At 73.8% G+C, this 19,894-nt stretch carries 19 protein-coding genes; 12 read left to right on the forward strand and 7 right to left on the reverse strand.

Annotated features, from left to right (window positions below; genetic code table 11):
• Positions 1-18: 18 nt before the first annotated feature.
• The 3 genes from sufU (at position 19) to AB0F18_RS18125 (ending at position 2,368) form a co-directional block, all read left to right on the forward strand.
• Positions 19-480 (forward strand): Fe-S cluster assembly sulfur transfer protein SufU, encoded by a 462-nt coding sequence (sufU, locus tag AB0F18_RS18115; protein ID WP_344154520.1) that lies wholly within the window; start codon positions 19-21, stop codon positions 478-480.
• Positions 477-821: a metal-sulfur cluster assembly factor gene (locus tag AB0F18_RS18120; protein ID WP_007263433.1), complete on the forward strand. Its 345-nt coding sequence runs from the start codon at positions 477-479 to the stop codon at positions 819-821. Before sufU ends, AB0F18_RS18120 begins: the two co-directional genes overlap by 4 nt.
• A 239-nt stretch (positions 822-1,060) precedes the next feature.
• The gene (locus AB0F18_RS18125; RefSeq protein ID WP_362061423.1) at positions 1,061-2,368 is read left to right on the forward strand and encodes a DUF3616 domain-containing protein; all 1,308 of its coding nucleotides are present in this window, start codon (positions 1,061-1,063) and stop codon (positions 2,366-2,368) included.
• A gap of 10 nt (positions 2,369-2,378) precedes the next feature.
• On the opposite strand, the gene AB0F18_RS18130 is transcribed toward AB0F18_RS18125, so the two are convergent.
• On the reverse strand, positions 2,379-3,206 hold the full coding sequence (locus tag AB0F18_RS18130; protein ID WP_362061366.1) for a hypothetical protein: 828 nt from the start codon (positions 3,204-3,206) through the stop codon (positions 2,379-2,381).
• A gap of 106 nt (positions 3,207-3,312) precedes the next feature.
• On the opposite strand from AB0F18_RS18130, the gene AB0F18_RS18135 reads away from it, so the two are divergent.
• Positions 3,313-3,636, forward strand: a complete 324-nt coding sequence (locus tag AB0F18_RS18135) for a multidrug efflux SMR transporter (protein WP_362061369.1) — start codon at positions 3,313-3,315, stop codon at positions 3,634-3,636.
• Positions 3,636-4,172, forward strand: a complete 537-nt coding sequence (locus AB0F18_RS18140; RefSeq protein ID WP_362061372.1) for a TetR family transcriptional regulator — start codon at positions 3,636-3,638, stop codon at positions 4,170-4,172. The genes AB0F18_RS18135 and AB0F18_RS18140 overlap by 1 nt, the downstream gene beginning before the upstream one ends.
• 87 nt (positions 4,173-4,259) lie before the next feature.
• Here the strand turns inward: AB0F18_RS18140 and AB0F18_RS18145 are convergent, their stop codons facing one another.
• Entirely contained in the window at positions 4,260-5,135 is an 876-nt protein-coding gene (locus AB0F18_RS18145; RefSeq protein ID WP_362061375.1) for a winged helix-turn-helix transcriptional regulator, read from the reverse strand.
• Positions 5,136-5,221: 86 nt separating this feature from the next.
• Between AB0F18_RS18145 and AB0F18_RS18150 the strand changes: the two genes are divergently transcribed.
• Positions 5,222-6,472, forward strand: a complete 1,251-nt coding sequence (locus tag AB0F18_RS18150) for an MFS transporter (protein ID WP_362061378.1) — start codon at positions 5,222-5,224, stop codon at positions 6,470-6,472.
• A gap of 9 nt (positions 6,473-6,481) precedes the next feature.
• A complete protein-coding gene (dapD, locus tag AB0F18_RS18155; protein WP_362061381.1) occupies positions 6,482-7,462 on the forward strand; it encodes a 2,3,4,5-tetrahydropyridine-2,6-dicarboxylate N-succinyltransferase in 981 nt (326 codons plus the stop codon).
• 80 nt (positions 7,463-7,542) lie between these two features.
• On the opposite strand, the gene AB0F18_RS18160 is transcribed toward dapD, so the two are convergent.
• Together AB0F18_RS18160 and AB0F18_RS18165 are read right to left on the reverse strand one after the other, a co-directional pair.
• Complete coding sequence (locus AB0F18_RS18160; protein WP_362061384.1) at positions 7,543-7,797, reverse strand: hypothetical protein; 255 nt, start codon at positions 7,795-7,797, stop codon at positions 7,543-7,545.
• Between the two features lie 190 nt (positions 7,798-7,987).
• Positions 7,988-9,829 carry an endonuclease/exonuclease/phosphatase family protein gene (locus tag AB0F18_RS18165; RefSeq protein ID WP_362061387.1) on the reverse strand — a complete coding sequence of 614 codons (1,842 nt, stop codon included), beginning with the start codon at positions 9,827-9,829 and terminating at the stop codon, positions 7,988-7,990.
• A gap of 295 nt (positions 9,830-10,124) precedes the next feature.
• On the opposite strand from AB0F18_RS18165, the gene AB0F18_RS18170 reads away from it, so the two are divergent.
• Entirely contained in the window at positions 10,125-11,627 is a 1,503-nt protein-coding gene (locus AB0F18_RS18170; RefSeq protein ID WP_362061390.1) for a hypothetical protein, read from the forward strand.
• 197 nt (positions 11,628-11,824) lie between these two features.
• Positions 11,825-13,282, forward strand: coding sequence for an alkaline phosphatase PhoX (locus tag AB0F18_RS18175; protein WP_362061393.1), 1,458 nt, complete (start codon positions 11,825-11,827; stop codon positions 13,280-13,282).
• 16 nt (positions 13,283-13,298) lie between these two features.
• Here the strand turns inward: AB0F18_RS18175 and AB0F18_RS18180 are convergent, their stop codons facing one another.
• The 3 genes from AB0F18_RS18180 to AB0F18_RS18190 form a co-directional block, all read right to left on the reverse strand.
• A complete protein-coding gene (locus AB0F18_RS18180) occupies positions 13,299-13,475 on the reverse strand; it encodes a hypothetical protein (RefSeq protein ID WP_362061396.1) in 177 nt (58 codons plus the stop codon).
• 114 nt (positions 13,476-13,589) lie between these two features.
• Positions 13,590-14,774, reverse strand: a complete 1,185-nt coding sequence (locus tag AB0F18_RS18185) for a TerD family protein (RefSeq protein WP_362061399.1) — start codon at positions 14,772-14,774, stop codon at positions 13,590-13,592.
• Positions 14,775-14,896: 122 nt separating this feature from the next.
• The gene (locus AB0F18_RS18190; protein WP_362061402.1) at positions 14,897-16,420 is read right to left on the reverse strand and encodes an aldehyde dehydrogenase (NADP(+)); all 1,524 of its coding nucleotides are present in this window, start codon (positions 16,418-16,420) and stop codon (positions 14,897-14,899) included.
• A 138-nt stretch (positions 16,421-16,558) separates the two neighbouring features.
• Here AB0F18_RS18190 and AB0F18_RS18195 point away from each other — a divergent pair, with 138 nt between their 5' ends.
• The 3 genes from AB0F18_RS18195 to AB0F18_RS18205 all read left to right on the forward strand — a co-directional run.
• Positions 16,559-17,380, forward strand: coding sequence for an IclR family transcriptional regulator (locus tag AB0F18_RS18195; protein ID WP_362061405.1), 822 nt, complete (start codon positions 16,559-16,561; stop codon positions 17,378-17,380).
• Positions 17,381-17,473: 93 nt separating this feature from the next.
• Positions 17,474-18,469 (forward strand): hypothetical protein, encoded by a 996-nt coding sequence (locus tag AB0F18_RS18200; RefSeq protein ID WP_362061408.1) that lies wholly within the window; start codon positions 17,474-17,476, stop codon positions 18,467-18,469.
• 106 nt (positions 18,470-18,575) lie between these two features.
• On the forward strand, positions 18,576-19,894 hold a 1,319-nt coding region (locus AB0F18_RS18205; protein ID WP_362061411.1), incomplete at its 3' end, for a histidine kinase.

The raw sequence follows: 19,894 nt of genomic DNA on the forward strand, positions 1-19,894 counted from the left end.
GACGAGGACGAGGACGCTGTGAAGCTGGATTCGATGTACCAGGAACTGATCCTGGACCACTACAAGCACCCGCACGGGCGTGGCCTGCGCGACGGCGACGCCGAGGTGCACCACGTCAACCCGACGTGCGGCGACGAGATCACGCTCCGCGTGAAGTACGACGGCGAGACGCTCACCGACGTCTCCTACGAGGGCCAGGGCTGCTCCATCAGCCAGGCCAGCGCGTCCGTGCTGAACGAGCTGCTGGTCGGCAAGAAGCTGCCCGAGGCGCAGAAGATCCAGGGCGTGTTCCTGGAGCTGATGCAGTCCAAGGGCAAGATCGAGCCGGACGAGGAGATGGAGGAGGTGCTGGAGGACGCGGTCGCGTTCGCCGGTGTCTCCAAGTATCCGGCGCGTGTGAAGTGTGCTCTGCTGAGCTGGATGGCGTGGAAGGACGCGACCGCCCAGGTGCTGGGTGACGCGGAGAGGAAGACGGCATGACCGAGAACGCGACGCCCGAGGCGTCGATCAAGCCGGCCACCGAGGAGGAGGTCCGCGAGGCCCTCTACGACGTGGTCGACCCCGAGCTGGGCATCGACGTCGTCAACCTGGGCCTGATCTACGGCATCCACATCGACGACGCGAACATCGCCACCCTCGACATGACCCTGACCTCGGCGGCCTGCCCGCTGACGGACGTCATCGAGGACCAGGCGAAGTCGGCGACGGAGGGCATCGTCAACGAGCTCCGCATCAACTGGGTCTGGATGCCCCCGTGGGGCCCGGACAAGATCACGGACGACGGCCGTGAGCAGCTGCGCGCGCTCGGCTTCAACGTCTGACCCACGCGGTCACAGGAGGGCCCCCGGCACACTCGTGCCGGGGGCCCTCCCTGCTTCCCCGGGCGCTCCCTGTTCTTCCGGCGGCCGGACGGCGTGCACCGGAAGTTGGCCGGCGTGGCCGAACCTTCTCGACGGCCGTCACGGTGTGACGCCCTGAGGGAGAGGACGCCACCTTGAAGAAGCAGCTCGGTATCGCCGGTACCGCGGGGATCGCCGCACTGATCGTCGCCACGACGGTCATGCCCGCGCAGGCGGTCACCTACGGCACCCCGACCATCTCGCTGTCCGCCGGCTACCTGTCCGGGGCCGTGGGCGGGGTCGGCGACCAGACCGTCAACGTCACCGTCGGGCAGAGCGGCGCCGACGTCTCCGCCCTCACCGTCAGTGCCTCCGCCTCCACCCAGGCCTCCGTCGCCGGCACCGGCGACGTCACGGTCACCGGCACCGGGGCCGTGCGCCGGCTGGCCGTCACCGCGCACGGCCGCGGCTACACCAACCTGACGATCAAGGTCACCGGGCTCGGCGGCAAGACCGCCGTCAAGACCCTCTCCTACGCCGCCTCCGCCGCCGTCCAGAACCCGGCCGACGCCCGCTACTTCAGCGGCGCCTCGGACTCCTCGGCCGCCGTGGACGTGGGCGACGGCTACACCGTCGTCGCCGACGACGAGAACAACGTGCTGCGCCTGTACGACCGTTCCCGCTCCGACGCACCCGTGCGCACCTGGGACTTCAGCTCCCAGCTCGGCGTCACCAAGGAGGTGGACATCGAGGGCGCCACCCGGATCGGCAACACCGTCTACTGGACCGGCTCGCTCGGCAACAACAAGGACGGCGAGTACAAGGCCCCCCGCAACACGGTGTTCACCACCACCCTCAGCGGCTCCGGGTCCGCCACGCAGCTCGCGTACGGGCGCTCGTACGAGCACCTGCGCGAGGACCTGGTCGCCTGGGACCAGGCGCACGGCGACCAGTACGGCTTCGCGGCCGGTACGGCGACGGGTCAGGCGCCCAAGCAGATCGACGGGTTCAACGTGGAGGGCCTGGAGTTCGCGCCGGGCTCCACCACCACCGCCTACGTCGGCTTCCGCGCACCGCTCGCCCCGGCGGTCCCGGGCGGCAAGGCGCTGCTCGTGCCGGTCACCAACTTCGACAAGGTCCTCGCCAACGGGGCCTCGGCGGTGTTCGGTTCCGCGATCGAGCTGGACCTGGGCGGGCTGTCCGTCCGCGACATCCGCAAGAACGCGCAGGACCAGTACCTGATCCTGGCCGGGTCCTGGGCCGCCGACGACAACTCCGACCCTTACGCCCTCTACCAGTGGGACGGCGTCGCCGGACACGCCCCGGTCAAGCGGGCCGACCTGCCGACCACCGACCCGGGCGGCTGGGAGGCCATCGTCGAGGTGCCGGACCTGTCGGCGCCGGGCGCGCGCGTCCAGCTGATCACCGACAGCGGCTCCGCCGACCTCTACGGGGACGGCATCGCGGCCAAGGACCTCACGCACCCGGAGTTCAAGAAGTCCCGCGCCGCGTGGTTCACGCTTTCCTAGGGGTTCTCGGTCAGGCGTCGGCCGCGAAGGCCTCGGCGAGGTGCTCGCGGCGGATCCGCCGGTCCACGTAGAGCAGGCCGGCCGGCAGCTGCGGGAACGCCGGCAGCAGGACCAGCGCCGACAGCGCCCCCGGCAGCCCCAGCCACAGCAGGAGCGCGGAGGCGGCCGCCCCGGTGAACACCACGGCCGGGGCGGTGACGGCCAGCGTCCGCCACCACGCCCCGCGCACCAGGTGCGCCGAGCGGCGCAACGCGGCCGCCGGCCCGAGCCCCTCGTACCCGGCGGCGGTCGGCGCCAGGGCGGACAGCACCCCGAGCCACAGGGCGACCGGGAGGAGGGGGAGCACCGCCAGAAGCGGCACCCCCAGGGCGACCAGGAGCACGAGGGGCCCGGCCGCGGCCAGCAGGGCCAGCAGCTGGGCGCCGAGCACCGCCGGGGTGCGGGGCAGCGCGGCGCGCAGCAGCCCCGGCGCGGTCACCGGGCGGCCGAGCACCGCCGGGCGCAGCAGGGCCGCGATCAGGGCGGTGGCCAGCGCGCAGGTGAACAGCAGGAAGAGGCCCGCCGCCGGGAACAGGGTCCAGACGAAGACGCGGCTGCCCGACCTCGGGCTGAGCGAGGCCAGCGTGGCCGCTCCGGCAGCCGCCGTGACCAGCAGCCCGGCCATCAGCTGGCCCAGCAGCAGCGCGCCGCACAGCGGGCCGCCGTAGCGGCGCAGGGCGGCGAGCGCGCCCCCGAGGATGTCCGAGGTCCCCAGCGGGCGCAGGGGCACCACCCCGGGCCGGGGCCGCTGCGGGGGCAGCCGGCCGCCGCCCGGGTGGGTCCCCTGGTGCATTGCCATGAGCGGCCCCCTGTCCCTGAGTGGGGACACCGTAGCTCCGATGTGCGCCGGTGTCCCGGGGTCGGTCTGTGTACATGTGTACGCATCGTTGCGTACTGTTGTACACGTGCCTTACGTACTGCTTGCCCTGGCCATAGCCTCCGAGGTCGCGGGCACCACCGCGATGAAGTACAGCGAGGGCTTCACCCGGCTGTGGCCCTCGCTGGGCACCCTGCTGGGCTACGTCATCGCCTTCACGCTGCTCGCGCAGACCCTGAAGTCGATGTCGGTGGGCACGGCCTACGCGATCTGGGCCGGGGTCGGCACCGCCGCCATCGCCGCGATCGGGATGGTCTTCATGGGGGAGGCGGCCACCGCCGCGAAGATCGCCGGGATCGCGCTGGTCATCGGCGGGGTGGTCCTGCTCAACCTCGGCGGGGCGGCCCACTGATGGCCGGCCCCGTGCGCCGGTACGACCCCGAGCGGCGGCAGCGGATCATCGACGCCGCGATCCGGGTGGTCGGGGCCAAGGGGATCGCCGGGCTGAGCCACCGCAGCGTGGCGGCGGAGGCGGACGTACCGCTGGGCTCGACCACGTACCACTTCAAGACCCTGGACGACCTGCTGGTGGCCGCCCTGCGGCAGGCGAACGAGGTGTACGCGCCCGCGCTCGCCCTGCGCGAGGGGGAGGACCTCGCGGGGGCGCTGGCCCGCCTGCTGGGGGAGATGCTGGCCGCGGACCGGGGCCGGGCGGAGCTGGAATACGAGCTCTACCTGGCCGCCCTGCGCCGGCCGGCGCTGCGGCCGGTGGCCGCCGAGTGGTGCGAGACCGTCACCGAGGCCCTGGCGGACCACACCGACCCGGTGACGGCGCGGGCGCTGGTGGCGGTGATGGACGGCATCAGCCTCCAGGTCCTCCTGACGGGTACGCCGTACGAGGAGCCGTACGCCCGCGAGATCCTGAGCCGGGTCCTCCGCCCCGCCTAGCCGGATGTCGCGCGGCGGCAATATCCAGCCCCGCCGGCGTTTGAGGGGGCAGAGGTAGCTGGGGGAGGGTCTGGGGGCGCCCCCGCGCTACCCCCCGGAGCGCACGGCCGCCAGCGCAGCGGTCACGCTCGTCTCGATGTCCCGGACCGGATAGAACACCTCCCGCACCGTGCGCTCCCGGTCCACCACCAGCGTCAGCCGCTTGATCCGGCTCACCCCCGCCGCGCGGAACGTCGGCAGCCGCAGGGCCGTCACCAGGTCGAGGTCCGCGTCCGACAGGAGCGGGAAGCGCAGCCGCTCCCGCTCCGCGAACTCCCGCTGTTCGTCCGGCCGCTGCGTCGAGACCCCGTGCACGGTGGCGCCGGCCGCGGTGAACTCCGCCAGCTGGTCGCGGAAGGTGCAGGACTCCAGCGTGCACCCCTTCGCGCCCGGGATCCCGCCCCAGCCGGGCGGGTAGGACTCGGCCCGGGCGTACGCGCCGGGGAAGCAGTACAGGACCGTGAACGGGCTGTCCGCCACCGGATCGCGGCGCTCGCCGAAACGGTCCGGCAGCAGCAGCTCCGGCAGCCGGGTGCCGCGCAGCGCGTGGACCCGTGCGGCTTCCTTCGAGGACTCGTCGGTGGTCGCGGACATCTCTCCCTCTCCCAGGACCCAGGTGTCACCCCAGTCCTGGAGGGCCACCAGGACCGGCAGCAGCCCCCGCCCGCGCGGGGTCAGCCGGTACTCGTGCCGCACCGGGCGTTCCTGGTACGGCTCGCGCGTCAGCACCCCGGCCTCCACCAGCAGCTTCAGCCGCTCGGCGAGCACCTTCCGGGACACCCCCAGCTCGCGCTGGAGCTCCTCGAAGCGGTACAGACCGCGCGCGGTGTCGCGCACGATCAGCAGCGTCCACCAGTCGCCCACGACGTCGAGGGCCTGGGCGATGGAGCAGTCCGCGTCGCCGAGGTGCGTGCGCTGGGCCATGGGCACTCCTTTGTCCGTTGACCCCAGGCTGTCATGCTGGCATAGTCCGTTCCCAAAAGGAACTGACTCAGGAACTGACTCACGGAATGCAGGGGGACACGGGTGTGCTGCAGGGGTTCAAGGACGTACCGAGGGTCGTGTGGCTGCTGGCTGCGGGGATCTTCGTCAATGCCGTCGTCAGCTTCACCTTCGTCTTCGTCTTCCTCTACCTGACCGGCCCGCGCGGCCTCGGTGCCGCCCAGGCGGGCCTGATCGTCGGCATCGGCGGCGTCGGCCTGGTCGCCGGGAACTTCACCGGCGGCTGGTACGGCGACCGCTTCGGCCACCGCCGGGTGCTGATCACCGCCTCCGTGCTCGGTGGCGCCGCCCTCGTGGTCCTGCCGGCGGTCCCCACCGGCCTGCTGGCCCTCGTCCTGCCGCTCGCCCAGTACGCCTCCGGGGTGATCCGGGCCGCCAACTCGGCGCTGGTCGCCGTCACCGTGCCGGAGGGCTCCCGGCGCCAGGCCTTCGCGGTCACCCGCTTCACGTCCAACGCCGGCTTCGCGGTGGGCTCACCGCTCGGGGCCCTCGTGGCGACCGGGCTCTCCTACGACTGGCTCTTCGTCGCGGACGGCCTCGGCACCCTCTTCTTCGCCCTCTGGACCGCCCGGGTCGTCCCGGCCAGGGCGGCCACCACCCCCTCCGCGGCCCCGGACGGGGGTCTGGGCCGCGGGGGGCTGTGGCGGGAGCTGTGCGCGCGGCCCCGCGTCTTCGTCCTGCTCGGCGCGATCGTCGTCATCGACGTCGTCTACCGGCAGCACTACACGACCTTCCCGGTCTTCCTCGCGGACCACGGTCTGGACACCCGGGCCTACGGCCTGCTCATCGCGATCAACGGCGGTGTGATCATGCTCCTGGAGATCCCCGCGGCCCTCGCGCTGCGCAGGCGCTCCCCGCTGCACATCATCGGCACCGGGCTGGTCCTGGTGGGCGGCGCCTACGCGATGCTGCTGCTCGGCGTGGGCGCCGCGAGCGCCGCCGCGATGATGGTGCTGCTCACCCTCGGCGAGATCCTCTACAAGACCACCGCCACGGCGTACGTCGCGGACGAGTCGCCCGGGCACGCCATCGGCCGCTTCCAGAGCCTGTACGCGGGCGTCTCGGTCAGCGGTGTCGTCCTCGCGGCGCCCCTCGGCGGGGCGCTGTACTCCACCGCGCCCGACCTGCTGTGGCCCCTGTGCGCGGTGCTCGGGGCGGCCGCCGGGGGAACCGTGCTGGCCATGGGCGCGCGGGGGGTACGGCGACGCGCGCGACCGGCACATGAGACCGGTTCGCCCGCAGCGGCCGTCGCCGGTTAGGTTTCGGGCATGACTGCTACGCGTACCACCGGCGCCGTCGCCGCCGGACTTGCCACCCTCGCCGCCGACGGCACCGTCCTCGACACCTGGTTCCCCGCCCCCGAGCTCTCCGCCGAGCCCGGCCCGGCCGGCACCGAGCGCCTCACCGCCGAGCAGGCCGTGGAGCTCCTCGGCGCCGCCGCGGCCAAGGCGATCCGCTCGGACGCGGTCCGCGGGGTCGAGGTCGTAGCCGTCCGCACCGTGATCGCCTCCCTGGAGGACAAGCCGCTGGACGCGCACGACGCGTACCTGCGCCTGCACCTGCTGAGCCACCGCCTGGTCAAGCCGCACGGCCAGAACCTGGACGGCGTCTTCGGCCTGCTGGCGAACGTCGCCTGGACCTCGCTCGGCCCGGTCGCCGTCGACCAGGTCGAGACCGTCCGCCTGAACGCCCGCGCCGAGGGCCTGCACCTCCAGGTCACCTCGATCGACAAGTTCCCCCGCATGACCGACTACGTCGCCCCCAAGGGCGTGCGCATCGCCGACGCGGACCGCGTCCGCCTCGGCGCGCACCTCGCCGAGGGCACCACCGTGATGCACGAGGGCTTCGTCAACTTCAACGCCGGCACCCTGGGCACCTCCATGGTCGAGGGCCGCATCTCGGCGGGCGTCGTCGTCGGCGACGGCTCCGACATCGGCGGCGGCGCGTCCACGATGGGCACCCTCTCGGGCGGCGGCAAGCAGATCATCTCGATCGGCGAGCGCACCCTGATCGGCGCCGAGGCGGGCATCGGCATCGCGCTGGGCAACGAGTGCGTCGTCGAGGCCGGCCTCTACGTCACCGCCGGCACCCGGGTGACCCTGCCGGACGGCCAGGTCGTCAAGGCCCTGGAGCTCTCCGGCGCCGACAACATCCTCTTCCGCCGCAACTCGGTCACCGGCGCCGTCGAGGCCCGCCCGTACAAGGCGAACTGGGGCGGCCTCAACGAGGTCCTGCACAGCCACAACTGACCCGCACGGGCCGCGCAGCCGAAGCGCCCCCCACCCCTCGCGGGGGTGGGGGGCGCTTTGCCGTGTGTGCCCGCGGGGGGTCAGTGCAGGGGGATCGAGCGGATCAGGCCCGCGAAGGCCTCCTGTTCCGCCTGCGTCAGTTCCACCGACTCCATCGGGTGTCCCGCCGCCGTGCGCTGGGACGGGATGACCGGCAGGCCCTCGTAGGCGTCCGGCTCCGGGTGGTGGAAGCGGCTGTCCCACAGCGTGTGGCCGAGGCCGAGCACCCAGACGAGGGCGGCCACGAGCAGGACGGCGAGGCCGATTTCCTGGGCGAGGGAGATGGAGGGGAACACGCGGCCTCCAGGTGCGGGGGTACAAGAAGGACAAGATCGGGCGTGGGGGACACTCAACACCACAACCGGCCCATGTGGGCAGCGGTGTGTCCAGCGTCACGCCAGGGCCGAAAGCCCCCCGGCCTCCCCGGCCGGAGCGTGGCGGAGGGGCCCGGCCGTGGCGGCGGCGCCCGGCCCCTCCGGGCGGGTGTTACGGGCGGAAGCGCAGCACCTGCGGGTCGTGGTCGCTGTTCTGGGCGGAGAACTCGGCGTTGATGTGCACGCTGTCGTAGGCGTAGTTCTTGATCGCCGGGCTGACCAGGATCTGGTCCAGCACCTGCGCGTTGCCCTGGTAGACGTAGGAGTAACGTTCCGCCTTCGGCAGCGACTTGATCGCCGAGTACAGTGCGCCGCCGTCCTCCAGCGCCTTGGCCGTGTTCGAGAACTCGAAGTCGTTGATGTCGCCGAGGGCGAGGACGTCCGCGTTCTTGTCGGCCGCGAGGAGCTCCTTGACGAAGGAGTTCACCGCCTGCGCCTGGAGCAGCCGCTTGTCCTCCGACTTGCGCACCGGGGGCTGGTGCTGCGAGGTCAGGCCCTCGTCGCCGCCCTTGGAGCTGAAGTGGTTGGCGATCACGAAGACCGTGCGGCCGCGGAAGACGAACTCGCCGGCCAGCGGCTTGCGGCTGTCGGCCCACGCCGGGTTCGCCGGGTCGATCCGGCCGGGGGAGTGGGTCAGGGCGGCCTTGCCGTTCTCCTTGGCCACACCGGTCGCGGTCACCGCGTCGCCCGCCGCGCGGTCGGTGAAGGAGACCCGGGCGGGGTTGAAGAGGAACACCTGGCGGATGTTGCCGCCGGGCTCGCCGCCGTCCTTGTTGTTCTCGGGGCTGATGGTCCGCCACTGGTAGGCCGGGCCGCCCGCCGCCGCGATGGCCGCGGTGAACTTCTTGATGGTCTCCTCGGCCGAGACGGTGCCGTCGTTCTTGGCGCCGTTGTCGTCCTGGATCTCCTCCAGGGCGACGATGTCGGGCGAGGCCAGGTTCTGGACGACGGCCTTGGCCAGGTTGTCGAACTTCTCCTGCGGGTCGGTCGGGTCGAGGTTCTCCACGTTGTACGTGGCCACCGCGAGCTCGCCGGGCGACTGGGCCTTGGTCTTCTCGGGGGCGAGGGTGCCCGCCTTGACCGCGCCGAGGGTGCGGGCCACCAGGGTGTAGCCGCCGAACTGGTTGAAGTCCAGCGGGCCCTCGGTGGTGCCGGTCAGCCTGTCGCCGACGTTGGCCACCGGGAAGGGCTGCTGCGCGAGCGGCGCGAGCTGCTGGATCTGGAGGCGGCCGGTGTTCTGGGACTCGTACGAGCCGTAGAGGGTGCCGCCGCGCTTGGCGGTGTTCTCCCAGCCCTTCACCGTCACCCACATCTCGGCGTGCGGGTCGGTGGCGCCGACCACGCGCGAGTTGCCGATGCGGATGTTCATGCCCTCCAGGGACTCGTAGTAGTCCAGGGCGTAGCGCGAGGGCTCCAGGGTCAGGCCGTTGATGCTGCCGCCGGCGGCCGGGTCGCCCGCCGGGGCGTACTCCGCCGGGACGGAGTACTCGTTGACGGCGGTGGCCTCGGGCAGCGCGTTGCCGGAGGAGACCACGGTCACGGTGGGCTTGGAGATCTGGGTGACCGACTGGTTGCCGGAGGCCGCCCCGCCGGGGACGTACTCGCCGACCGTGCCCGAGACCTTGACGGCGTCGCCGACGGCGACGGTCGGGACGGAGTTCGTGAAGACGAAGACGCCCTCGCTGGTGGCGGGGTTGTCGTCGGCGTCGGGGTCCTGGATCCAGAACCCGCGCGAGCCGTAGGTGCGCACGCCCGTGACGATGCCCTGGACGTCGGCGACGGCCTTGCCGTTGAGCGGGGATATCCGGGTGGTGCCCTGGATGTCGTGGATGCGTACCGGATCGGCGGACACGGCGCCTTCGGCCGCGTCGGCCGTGCCCGCGAGCAGGCCGGAGGCCAGCGCGGCGGCGACGAGGGCGGCGACGGCGGCGGAACGGGGATGCGATGAGCGCATGTGAGGGAACTCCGGTGTGTGGAGGATGAAGAGGGGGGTGGGATTTGACGGTCCCTTAACGTCTACGCGCGTCAATGTCCTGTGTGACCAGCAAAGTTGTCAAGGTCTCCAGGAAATACGACAGCTGACTGTGGGATGAACTGACGGTTCCGCTCCGCCGGGACCGCCCCGAATGCGTCTACGCTGGGTCGCCGCACCGGGTCTGACGGTCCCTCCGTGACCGCTCCGCCCGCCCCGTTCCGTCCTGATTTCACCCCCGCCGTCCCGCGCGCGCCCGTCCGAGGAGAACCACCCCATGTCCGCAGAGCCGCACTCCACGCTGCCGCCGGTACGGCTGCACTCCGATGCGGAGCTGGCCCGCGACGCACTCGTCGCCCCGCTGTTCGCCCGCGCCGTTCGCCTTGCCCGCTGGGCCGGACCCGACACCCGCGTCGACGTCGGCGGCGAACTCGTCGCCGACCAGCTGCCCGAGGCCGCCGAGGCGCTCGGCCTCGACCCCGCCGACGAGGACTCGCCCGTGTACGCGAGCCAGGCCTGGCGGGTGGCCGTGGACACCGGCCTGGTCGACGTGACGGAGCCGGAGGAGGACAGCGGCGACGGCGCGGACGGCGCCGAGCCTGAGTACGGCACCGCCTCGCCCGGCGAGGACCTCCCCCTGGTGGCCGGTGGGGCGCCCGCCGACGTGCTCGACCTGTGGCTGGCGGCCCTGGACACCGTCCTCGCGGACGCCGCCGTACCCGATCTGGACGACCTCGTCGACGCCCTCGACGCGGGCGGCGAGATCGACTTCGACCGGCTCGACTGGAACCCGCAGCGCGAGGCCGACTTCCTCGACGGGGTGCTCGCCAACCTCTACCTGCTCAGCGTCTCCGAGGGGGCCCCGGCGGACGGCCGGGTGCCGCTGCCCGTGCTCGCCGCCTCGATGATCATGCCGGACGACATGGGCGACCCGTCCGACGCCGTCCTGGAGCAGGTCTCGGACGCGATGATGCGCCTCGACGACCAGTTCCGGCAGCTGGACCCGATCGGACTCGTCGACTACCACCCCGTCGACGAGGCCCTGATGGCGGAAGCCGACGACCTCGCCGACGCGGACGCCGTCGCCGGCGGCCCGGACCGTGCGGAGGACGACGAGGACATCACCCGCTACGGCATGGTCCGGCTGACCCCGCTCGGCCTGTACGGCGTCCGCGCCCGGATGCTGGAGGCCGGGGTCGAGGCCCCGGCCATCGGAGAACTGGCGGGCAAGGGCGCGGACATGCTGCTCGACGCCGTCTCCTTCTACCCGGAGGCCGCCGCGCAGGCCGAGATCGAGCAGTGGCTGGCCGGGCGCGACCTGCCCACCGCCGTCGCCGAGCTGCTGGCCGCGGCCCGCGGCGACGACGAGGCCGCGCCGCTGCGCCGGCTGCGCTGCCAGCAGGCCCTCACCCCGGCCGGACCGGAGGCCGAGCCGGCGGTGCGCGCCGTGCTGGACGACCCGCAGCTGGGCGGGCTGGCCCGGGTCTGGCTGGCGGAGCACGGGGCGGCGGACGTACCGGCCCCGGACGAGGAGATGGTGTTCTGGCTGACGGTGGACACCATCGCGGCGCAGCTCGCCGCGGACGGGGAGACCGAGGAGCTGCCGCTGCTGATGCGCAGCCTGACGGAGCACCACGCCGGGTTCTTCGACCAGGTGTGGCGGGTCGAGCACCCGGCGACCGCCCACGTGCTGGAGGCCATGGGCCGGTTGCATCCGGACAAGAAGGCCGCCAAGGAGGCCCGGAAGGCCGCGTTCAAGGCCCGGTCCCGGCAGTCCTGACCTGGGGCCGGGGGGCCGCTCCGGGCCGTGGCGGGGGCGGCAACCGGCCGTTCCGCGGCCGGAGTTCGCCATTCCGTCCGGCGGCAAGGGGCCGGTCCGCGTTCGCGGGTAGTTCAGCCGCCGTTCACATACGGCCGGGAGCGTGTGCGCCGACGACCGTACGTCAGGCGCACCACCTCCCCACCCCAGGAGACCCGATGCCCCTCAGCCGCAGAGACTTCACCGCCCGTACCGTCATCGCCGGTGCGGGCGTCGCCCTCACCGGGACGGTCGGCGCCCTCGCCACCGCCCCCGGGGCACTGGCCGCCGACGACCCGCGGCCCGACACGGCCGACGCCGGAGAGGGGCACGGCCACCCGCACGCCCCCGGCTACGGCCCGCTGCTGCCGGACCCGGCCGGACTGCTCGCCCTGCCCGCCGGGTTCACCTACCGCGTGATCACCCGCAGCGGAGTCACCACCCTCGACTCCGGCGAGAGCACCCCCTCCAACCACGACGGCACGGCCGCCTTCGAGGGGGCCCGCGGAGTCACCCTCCTCGTCAACAACCACGAGCTCAAGGGCCCCCGGGCCAACTGGGCGCACCCCGTTCCGCTCACCGAGGGCCTCGTCTACGACCCGGCCGCCTCCGGCGGCTGCACGGTCGTCGAGGTCCGGCGCGGCGGCGGCGTCGCCGAATGGGTGGGCATCGCCGGCACCTCGACCAACTGCGCGGGCGGGGCCACCCCCTGGGGCACCTGGCTGACCTGTGAGGAGACCGAGGACCTGGCCGGCAAGAACGGCATGACCAAGGACCACGGCTACGTCTTCGAGGTGGACCCCCACGACCGCCGGGCCAACCGCGACCCCCGGCCCGTCAAGGCCTTCGGCCGGTACGCGCACGAGGCCGTCGTCATCGACCCGCGCCAGGGCCACGCCTACCTGACCGAGGACGCCTCGGGCCCCAACGGGCTGCTCTACCGCTGGACCCCGCCGCAGGGCTTCCGGCACGGGCGCGGCAGGCTGCGCACCCTCGCCGACGGTGCCGGGGTGCTCGCCGCCGCCAAGTGCTTCGACAAGGCCGGTCAGTTCGTGGACGACCTCTCGCGCGCGACGAAGACGGGGACCGTGTACGGGGTCGACTGGGTGGAGGTGACCGACCGCGACGCGCGGAGCCTGTCCGTCCGCAAGCAGTTCGCGGCCGGCGCCGTGACCCGGGCCCGCAAGCTGGAGGGCATGTGGTGGGCGGACGGGGGCGCCTACTTCGTCTCCTCGTACGCGCGTGAGGAGAGCCCGGGCGCCGCGCACGACGGGCAGGTGTGGTTCTACGACCCCAAGCGGCGCACCATCAGGCTCGTCGTCCTCATCGGGGTGAACGCCGCCCCGGACGCCGAGGGCGGCTACGACGGCCCCGACAACATCACCGTGTCCCCGTACGGGGGCCTGGTCATCGCCGAGGACGGCGAAGGGCTGCAACACCTGCTCGGGGCCACCGAATCGGGCCGCGTCTACCCGCTGGCGCGCAACGAACTGAACATCGGGACGCCCGAGAAGCCGGAGTACTCGGAGTTCACCGGGGTGTGCTTCTCCCCGGACGGGCGCACCCTGTACGCCAACATCCAGGACCCGGGCATCATGCTGGCCGTCACCGGCCCGTGGCGGCGCTCCCCGCGCTGACGCGGGCGTACCGGTCCTACTGGGCCGCGGCCATCTCCGCGCGGGAGGCCGCGGCCCACTCCTCCAGGAGGAACTCGTACGCCTCCGAGGGCCACTCCCCGTCCGCCCAGGTCTCGACGAGGAGCCGAATCGCCTCGTTCGCCTCGGCGGCGGACGGGCGCGCGGGACCCGCGGGCTGGAGTGAAGTCTGCATGGGTCCAAGGCTACGGGCGGGCACTGACAGCCACCTCCGGATTACGCGTGGCATCGATCACCCGCGCCGCCCCCCGCCCGGGCCCCTGGCAGCCGCATATGCCCGCCCACCTGCTCAGAGTGCCTGGGAGGCCGGCTGGACCATGCCGCGCACTGTGCGGGACTTCACAAAGTCGCCCATGGCCGTCATCTCCCATTCGCCGGAGAACTGCTTGATCAGCTTGGCCATCATCACGCCGGTCTGGGGCTCGGCGCCCGTCAGGTCGAAGCGGACCAGCTCCTCGTCGCTCGCCGCGTCGATGAGCCGGCAGTAGGCCTTGGCGACCTCGGTGAACTTCTGGCCGGAGAAGGAGTTGACGGTGAAGACCAGGCCGGTGACCTCGGCGGGCAGCCGGCCGAGGTCCACGACGATCACCTCGTCGTCCCCGGCGCCCTCCCCCGTCAGGTTGTCGCCCGAATGCTTGACGGAGCCGCTCAGGATGGACAGCTTGCCGAAGTAGCAGGCGTCGACGAAGTTGCGCTGCGGTCCGTACGCGATGACGGACGCGTCGAGGTCGATGTCGCGGCCGCCGAAGGCGGGCTCCCAGCCGAGACCCATCTTGACCTGCGAGAGCAGCGGGCGGCCGCCCTTGACGAGGGAGACGGTCTGGTTCTTGCGGAGGCTGACCCGGCCCTTGTCGAGGTTGATCTTCCCGGAGGCCGGGGGAGCGGCCGGGGGCGCCGACGGCATCGGCGGGGCGGGCGGGGTGACGGCCGCCGGGGCCGGGGCCTGGGCCGGCGGGGCGGCCGCCGCGGGCTCCTCGTCGACGGAGACCCCGAAGTCCGTGGCGATGCCCGCGAGCCCGTTGGCGTACCCCTGGCCGACCGCGCGCACCTTCCACACCCCGCCGCGCCGGTAGACCTCGACGACGACGAGGGCGGTCTCCGTCCCCAGCTGCGGCGGGGTGAAGGTGGCGATCACCGCGCCGCCCGCGGCGTCCCGCACGGTGGCGGTGGGCTCGATGCCCTGGAAGGTCTGCCCCGCGGCGTCGGGGCTGGCCGTGACCACGATCCGCTCGATGCCGGGCGGCAGCGCGCCGGTGTCCACGGTGATCGAGTCCGGCGCCGCCCCGCCGCCGGACCGGTGGCTGACACCGGGCCCGGAGGGCTGGTTGTAGAAGATGAAGTCGGCGTCGGAGCGCACCTTGCCGTCGGCCGCGAGCAGCAGACCCGATACGTCGAGCCGTACCGGGGCGGCCACGTCCACCGTCACGCGGGTGGTGTCGAGCGGCAGGTTGGAACCAGGGGTCATAGCGGTCATGCCGGGAGAACGACCGGCGCCGCTTTGCCGTTCCCTTACCCTCGGGGGATTTCGGCGCCGGTCGCGGGGGCGGTCGCGGTCCGTGCGCTCCTTGCCGCACCCGTCCCGCCCCCGGGCGCCGCTCAGGCCCCGGTGACCCGGCGCGGGAGGCCCAGCGGATTGCCCTCGCGCAGCTCCGGCGGGAGCAGCGCGTCCGGCACCGACTGGTACGCCACCGGCCGCAGCCAGCGCTCGATCGCCGTGCCGCCGACGGAGGTGGAGTGCGAGGTGGCGGCCGGGTAGGGGCCGCCGTGGTGCTGGGCCGGGGCCACCGCGACCCCGGTGGGCCAGCCGTTCACCACGATCCGTCCCGCCAGCCCCGTGACCTGCCCGATCAGTGCGGCGGCCGGGCCCGGGGCGCCCTCGGTCTCGGCCCGCGACAGCTGGAGGGTGGCGGTCAGGTTGCCGTCGAGCCGGCCGAGCACCTCGGCGGCCTCGTCCGGGCCCTCGTAGCGGACGACGACGGTCACCGGGCCGAAGCACTCCTCCAGGAGCACCCCGTACGGGCCGCCCTCCAGCAGCCGCGCCGCGGGCACGCTCAGGTAGCCGGCCCCGACGGCGTGCTCCCCGCCCGGGCCCGGCGTCACCGGGGAGGTGACCCCGGGGAGGGCGGCCCGCTCGCGGACGCCGGCGAGGAAGGCGTCCCGCATCCGGTGGTCGAGCAGCACGCCCGGCCCGGTCTCCCCGAGCTGCTTGGCGAGCGCGGCGGTGAGCAGGTCGCCGTCCGCCCCCTCGGGCACCAGGACCAGGCCCGGCTTCACGCAGAACTGGCCGACGCCCAGGGTGACGGAGGCGGCGAGCCCGGAGCCGATCTCCTCGGCGCGCTCGGCGGCGGCCGCCGGGGTGACCACGACGGGGTTGAGGGAGCCGAGCTCGCCGTGGAAGGGGATGGGCACCGGCCGGGCGGCGGCCGCGTCGAACAGGGCCCGTCCGCCCCGGACGGAACCGGTGAACCCGGCGGCGGAGACCAGCGGGTGGCGGATCAGCTCCAGGCCGGCGTCGAACCCGTGGACCACGGCCACCACGTCCGCGGGCAGACCGCTTTCCACGGCCGCCCGGCGCAGCAGGGAGCCGCACAGCTCGGAGGTGGCCGGGTGGTCCGGGTGGGCCTTGACCACCACCGGGCAGCCGGCGGCGAGGGCGCTCGCGGTGTCCCCGCCGGGTACGGAGAAGGCCAGCGGGAAGTTGGAGGCGGCGTAGACGGCGACCACGCCCAGCGGCACCTTGTAGCGGCGCAGTTCGGGGCGCGGCGGGGTGAGGGAGGGGTCGGCCCGGTCGATCCGGACGTCGAGGTAGGAGCCCTCCTCCACCGCGTCGGCGAAGGCCCGCAGCTGGCCGGTGGTGCGGGCGAGCTCGCCGGTCAGGCGGGCCGTGCCCAGCGCCGTCTCGGCGTCGGCGGCCCCCACGACCTGCCCGGCGGCCCCGTCGAGCAGCTCGGCGGCGGCCCGCAGGAAGGCGGCGCGGACGGACGCGTCCGCCAGGGCGCCGCGCGCGGCGTGCGCCGCCCGTACGGCCCGGTCCACGTCCGGGGCTGTGGCTTCCACCGCAACCCGTTCGCGCTGCTTCCCGGTGCGGGGGTCCACACTCCAGACTGGATTCGCCGTCATGGCCTGCTCCTCCTCGGATCGTTCAGTATTCTGAACGCCGTTCCGGTGGATGAATGATCACTTCTGCTGCGGACTCTAGGTTCCGCGTCCACCGGGTGACAAGAGGCGATCCGAGCCGACCAGAGGGGAAGCAGGCGCATGACGACAGCCGAGACGACCGGGACGGACGGCCCTCCCGCACCGGCGGCCGAGCCGGGACTCCCCGCGACGGCACCGCCCGTGAAGTCGGCGGTGCGCACGGTCCTGCTGCTGGAGCACTTCGCGGCGCATCCGGGGCTGCACAGCCTCGCCGACATCCAGAGCGACCTCTCCCTGCCCAAGTCCAGCCTCTACATGCTGCTGCGCACCCTGGTGAACCTGGGCTGGGTGGAGACGGACGCCACCGGCACGCGCTACGGCATCGGCGTACGGGCCCTGCTCGTCGGCAGTTCGTACATCGACGGGGACGAGGTGGTCGCGGCGGCCCGGCCCAGCCTGGACCGGCTCTCCGACGACACCACCGAGACGATCCACCTGGCGCGGCTGGACGGGACGAGCGTCGTCTACCTGGCCACCCGGCCCTCCCGGCACTACCTGCGGCCCTTCACCCGGGTCGGGCGGCGGCTGCCCGTCCACTCGACCGCCCTGGGCAAGGCCCTGCTGGCCACGCACACCGACGAGGAGGTGCGCAGGATGCTGCCGCGGCGGCTGGAGGCCGTCACGGAACACACCATCACCGACCGGGAGCGGCTGGTCGAGGAGCTGGCGCTGGTGCGGGAGCAGGGCTACGCGGTGGACCGGGAGGAGAACACCCTCGGGCTGCGCTGCTTCGGGGTGGCCGTCCCGTACCGGACGCCGGCCCGCGACGCGGTGAGCTGCTCGGTGCCGGTGGCCCGGCTGACGGAGGACCACGAGCGGACGATCAAGGCCGCGCTGTTCGAGGCGCGGGACCGGCTGTCGGTGGTGACGCGCCGCATGTGAGGCGGTGGACGCGGGAGTTCCTCCCCCGCGCGGGGGAGGCGGTTCACCTTCGTGGGGGAGGTGGCGGGGCGCCGCGCACGCGACCGTTGAGGCATGAGCACACGAGCCGTCCGCATGACGAACGAGATGAGCACGACGCAGCCGTCGGCCGCCCGGTCCCTGGGGACCGGGCAGCGGATCCTGCGCACCACCGCCGTGGCCGCCACCCTGCCCTACCTGACCCTCAAGGCGGCCTGGCTGGCCGGGAGTCGGATCGGCATACCGGCGGACAGCATCCTGCTGAAGGCCGGGACGGCCCTGACCGTGGCCAACGCGATCACCGTCGCCATGGACGCCTGCGTGATCGTGCTCGTGCTGGTGCTCACCCGCCCCTGGGGCATGCGGGTGCCCGGCCGGCTGCTGGCGGTGCCGGTCTTCGTCGCCACCGGGCTGCTCACCCCGATCGTCCTCGGCTACCCGGCCCAGCTCCTGGTCAAGGCCCTGGGCATGGGCGCCGACGAGGCGGCCATGGCGGCCCGCGAACCTTTCCTCGACTCCTGGGTGTTCGCCGTCGTCTACACCGGCTTCATCATCCAGGCGATCGCCCTGGCCGGACTGTTCGTCCCCTACGCGCGGCAGCGCTGGGGCCGGCTCTGGCAGGGCGCGCTCGGGCAGCGGCTCCCGTCCCCCACGGGGGTGGTGGCGGGAGCCGCTGCGCTGGCGGGCCTCGCAGCGGGGGCGGTCCAGGTGTACTGGGCCTTCGGCGGGAGCGCCGGGCTGCCCGCCGAGCGGGCGGCGGCGTACTCGGCGGAGACCGGCGTGGTGTCCGCGGCGCACGCGATATGCGCCTTCGCCGCCGTGGCGGGGGCGCTGATGCTGGCCCGGGGCGGGTCGCGCCCGGCGCGCTGGCCGCTGGCCCTCGCCTGGATCGGCTCGGCGGCCGCGCTGACCTGGGGGGCGTGGACCCTGATAGCCGTCCTCGGCGTGAACCTCGGCGAGGGCGAACCCTCCACCACGGCCTTCTTCCTGGCCTACGCTGACCAGATGATCACCGGACTGCTGGCCGGAGCCGTCCTCGTCCGCTGCCTCTATTCCCGCAGGGAGGGCTGACCCGGCCGCCGGCAGGGGGCCGGCGGGGGACCGGCGGGGGGCCGGCGGGGGACCGGCGGGGGACCGGAGGAAACCGATGGGCCGGGGGAGCCGGCGGGGGAGAGACATGGACCAACGGGGGACGGCCGTGAGCGGCTTCGGCGAGGGACGGCCGGCCGGGGCGCTGCGCCGGGGGGCCGGGCTGCTGGTGGGGGCGCGGGCCCGGCTGCGGTGGGTGCACCTGGTGCTCGGCGGGGCGCTGCTGATGCCGTACCTCCTGCTCACCCAGGTCGTGGTGAGCGCGGCGGCCGGCGGGGCCAACGTGCTGGTCTCCCTCCCGCTGACCCTGCTCTCCTACGCGGCCTCCCTGCCCCTGATCGCCCTGACCGGGCTGTTCGGCCTGGTCCGGCCGCTGTCGGCGACCGTCGCCCGGACCATGACCGGGGTCCCGGGGGACCGGCTGGCGGACGGTCCGGCCCGGTCCTGGGGGGCCCGCTGGCGGGCCTCGGCCTGGTGGACCCTGCACCTGGGCATCGGGGCGGTGGTCAGCGGGATGAGCCTGGCGGTACCGCCCATGGGCGTGGTGCTGATCGTCATGCCGTTCTCCGGGGCGCTGCGGGCCTCGGTGTGGGGCGTGGGCTGGTTCAGCGCCGAGGCGGAGCCCTACGTCTCGCCCCTGGTCGGGGCCGGACTGCTGACCGCGCTCGCCGCGATCTGCGCCGGGGCGGGCGCGCTGCTGGCCCGGCTCGCGCCCGTACTCCTCGGGCCGACCGCGGCGGACCGGCTGGCCGCCGCCGAGGAAAGGGCCGCCGACCTCGCCGTGCGCAACCGGCTGGCCCGGGAACTGCACGACGCCGTGGGGCACGCGCTGAGCGCCGTCACCCTCCAGGCGGGCGCGGCCCGGCGGGTGCTGGACAGAGACCCGGAGTTCGTCCGCGAGGCGCTCGCCGCCATCGAGGACACCACCCGGCGCACCGTCGGCGAGCTCGACGCGGTCCTCGGCCTGCTGCGGGACGGGGACCCGGCCCGGGCCGACGCCATGCCCGCCCCCACCCTGGCCGTCGACCTCGACGGCCTCCTGGCCCGCACCCGGGCCGGCGGCACCACCCTCACCGCCGAGCAGGACCCCGGCCCGGCCGGGGACTGGACGCAGCTCCCGGCGATCGCCTCCCGCGAGGCGTACCGGATCGTCCAGGAGGGCCTGAGCAACGCCCTGCGCCACGGCGCCGGCCCCATCGCCCTGCTGATCCGCGTCCACACGTCCGACGGCCACCGCGAACTGGAGATCACCATGACCAACCCGCCCGCCCAGACCCCGCCGTCCCCCGACGGCGGTGCGGGGCGCACCACCGGGGGCCGCGGGCTGCGCGGCGCCGCCGAGCGGGCCGCCCTGCTCGGCGGCCGCGTCGAGGCCGGACCGCACGGGGACGGCTGGCGGCTGCGGGC

Source organism: Streptomyces sp. NPDC029216, assembly GCF_040648015.1.
GTDB lineage: Bacteria > Actinomycetota > Actinomycetes > Streptomycetales > Streptomycetaceae > Streptomyces.

Excerpts from the sequence above, each read along its gene's own strand:
- AB0F18_RS18120 (WP_007263433.1), top strand. The coding sequence starts at position 477 with ATGACCGAGAACGCGACGCCCGAGGCGTCGATCAAGCCGGCCACCGAG.
- AB0F18_RS18125 (WP_362061423.1), top strand. The coding sequence starts at position 1,061 with ATGCCCGCGCAGGCGGTCACCTACGGCACCCCGACCATCTCGCTGTCC.
- AB0F18_RS18130 (WP_362061366.1), bottom strand. The coding sequence starts at position 3,206 with ATGGCAATGCACCAGGGGACCCACCCGGGCGGCGGCCGGCTGCCCCCG.
- AB0F18_RS18140 (WP_362061372.1), top strand. The coding sequence starts at position 3,636 with ATGGCCGGCCCCGTGCGCCGGTACGACCCCGAGCGGCGGCAGCGGATC.
- AB0F18_RS18145 (WP_362061375.1), bottom strand. The coding sequence starts at position 5,135 with ATGGCCCAGCGCACGCACCTCGGCGACGCGGACTGCTCCATCGCCCAG.
- AB0F18_RS18150 (WP_362061378.1), top strand. The coding sequence starts at position 5,222 with ATGCAGGGGGACACGGGTGTGCTGCAGGGGTTCAAGGACGTACCGAGG.
- dapD (WP_362061381.1), top strand. The coding sequence starts at position 6,482 with ATGACTGCTACGCGTACCACCGGCGCCGTCGCCGCCGGACTTGCCACC.
- AB0F18_RS18165 (WP_362061387.1), bottom strand. The coding sequence starts at position 9,829 with ATGCGCTCATCGCATCCCCGTTCCGCCGCCGTCGCCGCCCTCGTCGCC.
- AB0F18_RS18170 (WP_362061390.1), top strand. The coding sequence starts at position 10,125 with ATGTCCGCAGAGCCGCACTCCACGCTGCCGCCGGTACGGCTGCACTCC.
- AB0F18_RS18175 (WP_362061393.1), top strand. The coding sequence starts at position 11,825 with ATGCCCCTCAGCCGCAGAGACTTCACCGCCCGTACCGTCATCGCCGGT.
- AB0F18_RS18180 (WP_362061396.1), bottom strand. The coding sequence starts at position 13,475 with ATGCAGACTTCACTCCAGCCCGCGGGTCCCGCGCGCCCGTCCGCCGCC.
- AB0F18_RS18185 (WP_362061399.1), bottom strand. The coding sequence starts at position 14,774 with ATGACCGCTATGACCCCTGGTTCCAACCTGCCGCTCGACACCACCCGC.
- AB0F18_RS18190 (WP_362061402.1), bottom strand. The coding sequence starts at position 16,420 with ATGACGGCGAATCCAGTCTGGAGTGTGGACCCCCGCACCGGGAAGCAG.
- AB0F18_RS18195 (WP_362061405.1), top strand. The coding sequence starts at position 16,559 with ATGACGACAGCCGAGACGACCGGGACGGACGGCCCTCCCGCACCGGCG.
- AB0F18_RS18200 (WP_362061408.1), top strand. The coding sequence starts at position 17,474 with ATGAGCACACGAGCCGTCCGCATGACGAACGAGATGAGCACGACGCAG.